This is a genomic window from Actinosynnema sp., from assembly GCF_052038725.1.
In genome coordinates this window covers 1-4,092 of the sequence record NZ_JBQGCX010001104.1, presented here as the reverse complement: position 1 = coordinate 4,092, position 4,092 = coordinate 1, and the positions used below count along the sequence as shown (strand labels likewise).

General features: G+C 72.8%; 3 protein-coding genes. All 3 read left to right on the top strand.

Annotation, left to right across the window (positions count from 1 at the left end; all coding sequences use genetic code 11):
• The coding region (locus tag ACTUAL_RS23330) for a flavin-containing monooxygenase (protein ID WP_440901738.1) at window positions 1–1,047 on the top strand (1,047 nt) is incomplete at its 5' end.
• A complete protein-coding gene (locus ACTUAL_RS23325; protein ID WP_440901737.1) occupies window positions 1,044–2,576 on the top strand; it encodes a hypothetical protein in 1,533 nt (510 codons plus the stop codon). The genes ACTUAL_RS23330 and ACTUAL_RS23325, both read left to right, overlap by 4 nt.
• Window positions 2,573–4,006, top strand: coding sequence for an MDR family MFS transporter (locus ACTUAL_RS23320; protein WP_440901736.1), 1,434 nt, complete (start codon window positions 2,573–2,575; stop codon window positions 4,004–4,006). The genes ACTUAL_RS23325 and ACTUAL_RS23320 overlap by 4 nt, the downstream gene beginning before the upstream one ends.
• Window positions 4,007–4,092: the final 86 nt, after the last annotated feature.

Below are 4,092 nucleotides of genomic sequence, written 5' to 3'. Positions count from 1 at the left end.
GGCATCCAGGTGATCCCGAAGGTCGCCGAGACCGCCGAGCAGCTGTACGTCTTCCAGCGCACCCCGTCGTCGGTCGACGTCCGCGGCAACCGCCCCACCGACCAGGCGGTGCTCGACTCGGTGCGGCCCGGCTGGCAGCGGGAACGGATGGAGAACTTCCTCAACCTGGTCACCGGCGGGCACGTCGACACCGACATGATCGCCGACGGCTGGACCGGCACCGCCCAGCTCCAGCGGCAGATCATCCCCGGCGCCACGCCCGCCGACCTCTCCCCGGACGAGCTCGCCCGCGTCGAGGAGCTCGCCGACTTCGCCAAGATGAACGAGCTGCGCGCCCGCGTGGACGAGATCGTCGAGGACCCGGCGGTCGCCGAGCTGCTCAAGCCCTGGTACCGCTACATGTGCAAGCGCCCCACCTTCAGTGACCTCTACCTGGAGGCGTTCAACCGCCCCAACGTCACCCTGGTCGACACCGCCGACCACGGCGGCGTGGAGCGGTTCACCGAGACCGGTGTCGTGGTCGGCGGCACCGAGTACGAGGTCGACTGCGTCATCTTCGCCACCGGCTTCGAGGTCGGCGTCTCCGGCGTCGTCTCCGGCACCATGCCGGTGCACGGGCGCGGCGGCAGGACCCTGCTGGAGTCCTGGGCTCGCGGTCCCCGCACGCTGCACGGCTTCTACAGCAACGGCTTCCCGAACCTGTTCCACCTCGGCCCGCTGCAGAACGCCTCGTCGGTGAACTTCACCCACATCCTCGACGAGCAGGCCACGCACATCGCCGCCGTGCTGGAGCGGGCCCGCGAGCGCGGCGCCGTCCGCGTCGAGCCCAGCGCCGAGGCCGAGGAGGCCTGGCAGCAGGTGCTGCGCGAGTCCACTGTGGACCGCTTCGACTTCCAGGCCGAGTGCACCCCCGGCTACTACAACAACGAGGGCAAGCCCCGCCCCGGCGGCCTGTCCTACGGCGAGGGCCCGGTCGTGTTCCACGAGCTGCTGCGCCGCTGGCGCGCCGACGGCGGCATGGACGACGTGCTGGTCGACGCCCGGTGACCGGGCGCTGGCACTCCCGCCGCCTGACCGGCCCGTCCCCGCTGCGCGGCTCCAACGGCGTCGCGCTCGGCCCGGACGGCAGGCTGCACGTCGCGCAGTTCCTGGCCGGTCGGATCAGCGCCGTCGACCTGGCCACCGGCGACGTCGAGGTCGTCGTCCCGCCCGGCGGCCCGATCCAGTCGCCGGACGACCTGGCGTTCGCGCCCGACGGCTCGATGGTCGTCACGGACCTGGTGCCCGGCAAGGTGTGGCGGCGCGCGCCGGACGGGCAGTACGAGCTGCTCTCCGCCGAGGTCGTGCTGCCCAACGGCATCGCGTTCGCCGGGAACCGCCTGTACGTCCACGAGATGCGCCCGAACGGCAGGCTGCTGGAGCTGACCGCCGACGGTCCGGTGGAGCTCACCGGCGACCTCGCCATGGGCAACGCCATGCAGCTCGGCCCGGACGGCCTGCTCTACTACCCGCACATGATCACCGGCCGCGTCTACCGGGTCGGCGTCGACGGCGGTGAGCCGGAACTGGTGGCCGACAACGTGTTCGAGCCGGTAGCGGTCCGCTTCGACCTCGGCGGCGCGCTGCTCGTGCTCTCCCGCGCCGCGACCGGCGTGGTCACCAGGATCGACCTGTTCGGCACCGGTGACCGGAGCACGATCACCAGCGGCGTGGTCGGCCTGGACAACGCGGCGTTCGACGCGGAGAACCGGATGTTCGTCTCCAGCTACGCCAGCGGCGGTGTGCTGGAGCTGCACCCGGACGGCCGCACCAGGGAGGTGGTGCGGCGCGGGTTGGACGGTCCGTTCGGCGTCACCGTCGACCTCGGCGGTGTCGTGCGCGCGGCCGACCACTACGGCACCGCGACCCTCGGCCCGGACGGCGTCGACCGCGAGCTGCGCACGTTCACCCACGGCATCGCCGCGCACGAAGGCCTGCTGCACCTGACCTCGCAGTACGGCCAGGTCCGCACGCACGACCCGCGCACCGGCGAAACCCGTGACCGGGCAAGGGGAGTGGACCGCCCGCTCGGCGTCGCGGTCCGCGCGGACGGCTCGCTCGTCGTCGCCGAGTCCGGCGCTGGGCGGGTGCTGCTGATCTCGCCCGAGGACGAGGTGACCGTGCTCGCGGACGGCCTGACCCGCCCGGTGGACGTGGCGCTGGACGACGAGGGCCGTTGCCACGTCAGCGATCCCGGCCAGGGCGCGGTGCTCCGCCTGGACGGCGCGACCCCGACGCCCCTGCTCGCGGGACTCGTCGAACCGCAGGGCATCGCCGTGCTGGGCGGGGAGCTGTTCGTCGTCGAGGTCGGCACGCGCTCGCTGCGCTCGATCCCGCTCGACGGCGGCGACCCGCGCGTGGAGCTGGCGGACCTCCCGGTGGGCGGCCCGGACCGCCCCACCCCGGCCCTGTTCGCGGCCGGACTCCCCGGCGTGGCCCCGAGCTTCGCCGGACTGGCCGCCCACGACGGCGCCCTCTACCTGTCCGCCGACGCGGAGGGCAGCGTCCTGCTGCTCACCGAGGAGCCGGGCCGGTGACCGAGGGCAGGTCCCAGGTCCTGAAGGCGCTCAGCGGCCTGCTGGTGGCCCTGTTCACCGCCACGCTCAGCAGCACCGTCGTGTCCACCGCGCTGCCCAGGATGATCAGCGACCTGGGCGGCTCGCAGGCGCAGTACACCTGGGTGGTCACCGCGACCCTGCTGACCGCCACCGCCACCACCCCGATCTGGGGCAAGCTGGCCGACCTGTTCAGCAAGAAGACGCTGGTGCAGGTGGCGATCGGTGTGTTCGTCGCCGGTTCGCTCGCCAGCGGCCTCAGCCAGGACGCCGGTCAGCTCATCGCCGCCCGCGCGCTCCAGGGCGCCGGGGTCGGCGGGTTGCAGACGCTGGTGCAGATCGCGATCGCCGCGATGATCCCGCCGCGCGAGCGCGGCAGGTACAGCGGCTACCTCAGCAGCGTCACGGCGGTGTCCACGATCGGCGGTCCGCTGCTGGGCGGTCTGGTCGTGGACACGCCGTGGCTGGGCTGGCGCTGGTGCTTCTTCATCGGCGTCCCGGTCGCGCTCGCCGCGCTGGTCCTGTTGCAGGTCACGCTGAACTTGCCGGTGGTGCGGCGGGAGCGGGTGCGCGTCGACTACGCGGGCGCCGCGCTGATCACGGCGGGCGTGTGCCTGCTGCTGGTGTGGGTCTCGTTCGTGGGCGACGCGTTCACGTGGTCGTCCTGGCCGAGCCTGGCCATGGCGGGCGGTTCGGTGCTGCTGCTCGGCGCGGCGGTGCGGGTGGAGACCAAGGTCCCGGAACCCGTTGTGCCGCTGGACATCGTGCGCCAACGGCCGACCGCGCTGGCCATCCTGGGCAGTCTGGCGGCGGGCACCGCGATGTACGGCGCGGCGGTGTTCCTGAGCCAGTACTTCCAGATCAGCCGGGGCCACACGCCCACCGAGGCCGGGTTGCTGACCATCCCCATGATGGCGGGCATCCTGGTGGCGTCGACGGTGGTGGGCAGGCTCGTGACCCGCACCGGCAAGCTCAAGCCGTACCTGGTGGCGGGCTCGATCTCGCTCACGGCGGGTTTCGCGATCCTCGGCTTCCTGGACCGCGAGACCCCGCTGGTGGTGCTGTCGGTGGCGATGGCGCTGGTCGGCGCGGGGATCGGCATGACGATGCAGAACTTCGTCCTGGTGGTCCAAAACGCGGTGCCGCTGAAGGACATCGGCGCCGCCAGCTCCGCGGTCTCGTTCTTCCGCTCGCTCGGCGGGACGATCGGCGTGGCCGTCCTGGGCGCCGTCCTGGCCCGCGACGTCGCGGCGAACCCAGGAGACGTGCCGACGGCGTACGGCGAGGCGACGGCGCAGGTCTTCCTGATCTCGGCGGCGATCGCGGCGGTGGGCGTGCTGGCGGCGGTGCTGCTCAAGCCGGTGGTGCTGCGGACGAGCCTGGACGTGGTGAAGGAGGTCGAGAAGGCGTAGCGCGGGCGGTGGACGGCGGGCCCCGGCGTCCCCCGCACCCACGTGGCGCAACCACAAGACCCACCCCGGCGCGCGTCATGCGTGAG